Source organism: Pseudomonas sp. (assembly GCF_050739655.1).
Lineage (GTDB): Bacteria > Pseudomonadota > Gammaproteobacteria > Pseudomonadales > Pseudomonadaceae > Aquipseudomonas.
This window is the reverse complement of the sequence record NZ_JBOIBY010000467.1, coordinates 1-1,934: the sequence shown is the minus strand read 5'-3', so window position 1 is coordinate 1,934 and position 1,934 is coordinate 1. Positions and strand designations below refer to the sequence as shown.

Here is a 1,934-nt window from a genome sequence, read left to right as displayed (position 1 = left end):
TCCAGCGCATCGCGAGCCGGCATGGTCACGTGGTGCTGAGTGCCTTTGGTGTCCGTGAAGCGCAGATCAATCCACTTGACGTCATGATCTTTGATGAGTTGAACCGACTTCGACATAGTGTCCTCCGGGTGGCTTAGGGCTGGTAGTGGATGCCCTTAAATGTTTGTGATGCCGGCGCGAATACTCTGCCAAGGCAACCTGCCTCACAAGGGAGCAAATTGCATGCCAGTGCCCCAGCATGGGTTTTTTGCCCCAAATTCACGCTTATAGAGGTGCAAAGCGTCTTAAAGCGGAAAATATCGCCCTACAATGTGGCGCTTAATTTGGGAATTGACCCGTTTTGGTGCATGCAAAACCTTCTGCACATTAATTGGTTAAACCTTGAGCAATTTCCGCTATAATCCGCGCCCCCCTTTTTCGGCTGACCCAGCGCGCGCTGTTTTCATGAAACTAATCGTAAAAGTCTTTCCCGAGATCACCATCAAGAGCCGCCCGGTTCGGACGCGTTTCATCCGTCAGTTGGCGAAAAACATCCGTGCCGTGCTCCGCGATCTGGACCCGGCTGTGGTGGTGAACGGCGTATGGGACAACCTCGAGCTGGAAACCCGCGTCAGCGATCCCAAGGCCCTGAAAGAGATGGGCGAGCGCCTGAGCTGCATGCCAGGCATCGCGCACTTCCTGCAAATCGACGAATACCCACTGGGCGATTTCGACGACATCGTCGAAAAGTGCAAACAGCACTACGGTGATGCACTGAACGGGAAAATCTTCTCGGTGCGTTGCAAACGCGCCGGCAAGCACCCATTTAGCTCGATAGATATTGAAAAATACGTCGGCAGCCAGTTACGCCGTCAGTGCGGTGCCGCCGGCATCGACCTGAAAAAGCCTGAAGTCGAAGTCCGCATCGAAGTTCGCGACCAGCGGTTGTTCGTGATCCATGGCCAGCACAACGGCATCGGCGGTTATCCGCTGGGTGCACTGGAACAGACGCTGGTGCTGATGTCCGGCGGCTTTGACTCCACCGTCGCGGCCTACCAGATCATGCGCCGGGGCCTGATGGCGCACTTCTGCTTCTTCAATCTGGGCGGACGTGCCCACGAACTGGGCGTCATGGAAGTCGCGCATTTCATCTGGAAGAAGTACGGCAGCTCGCAACGCGTGTTATTTGTCAGTGTGCCGTTCGAGGAAGTGCTGGGAGAAATTCTCGGTAAAGTCGATAACAGTCATATGGGCGTAGTATTGAAGCGTATGATGTTGCGCGCTTCCGAACGGATTGCCGATCGACTGCACATTGACGCGCTGGTGACGGGTGAGGCGATCTCCCAGGTTTCGAGCCAGACGTTGCCGAACCTGAACGTGATCGACTGCGTGACCGAAAAGCTGGTGTTGCGTCCGCTCATCGCCAGCCACAAGCAGGACATCATCGACCAGGCCATCGAGATCGGCACCGCCGATTTCGCCCGGCACATGCCGGAATACTGCGGCGTCATCTCGGTCAATCCGAAGACCGCAGCGAAGCGTTATCGCGTCGAGCATGAAGAGAAAGAATTCGATATGGCGATCCTTGAGCGTGCGCTCGAGAACGCCAAGCTGGTACCGATCGATCGGGTGATCGATGAATTGGGCCAGGACATTCAGATTGAAGAAGTCAGCGATGCGCTGGCCGGTCAGATCGTGATCGACATCCGCCACCCGGATGCCGCCGAGGATGACCCGCTGGAACTCGCTGGTATCGAGGTACAAACGATGCCGTTTTATGCTCTGAACGCTCGTTTCAAGGAACTGGACCCTACTCGCCAGTACCTGTTGTATTGCGACAAAGGCGTGATGAGTCGCCTGCATGCCCACCATTTGCTCAGTGAGGGGCATGCCAATGTGCGCGTTTATCGACCGAGCTAAGTGCCCGGGGCTGTTTGCCTGTGGCTTGCGTCACC

At 56.0% G+C, this 1,934-nt stretch carries 2 protein-coding genes; one reads left to right on the top strand and one right to left on the bottom strand.

Translation table 11 applies throughout. The features are described 5' to 3' along the window. Positions 1-116: hypothetical protein (locus ACRESJ_RS22755; RefSeq protein WP_431759935.1), on the bottom strand; the 116-nt coding region annotated here is incomplete at its 3' end. Between the two features lie 328 nt (positions 117-444). Here ACRESJ_RS22755 and thiI point away from each other — a divergent pair. Beyond that, the gene (gene thiI, locus ACRESJ_RS22750; protein WP_431759934.1) at positions 445-1,899 is read left to right on the top strand and encodes a tRNA uracil 4-sulfurtransferase ThiI; all 1,455 of its coding nucleotides are present in this window, start codon (positions 445-447) and stop codon (positions 1,897-1,899) included. Positions 1,900-1,934 lie beyond the last annotated feature (35 nt).

What these genes read in the sequence shown, in the direction of transcription:
- thiI (WP_431759934.1), top strand. Translation starts at nt 445, where the DNA reads ATGAAACTAATCGTAAAAGTCTTTCCCGAGATCACCATCAAGAGCCGC.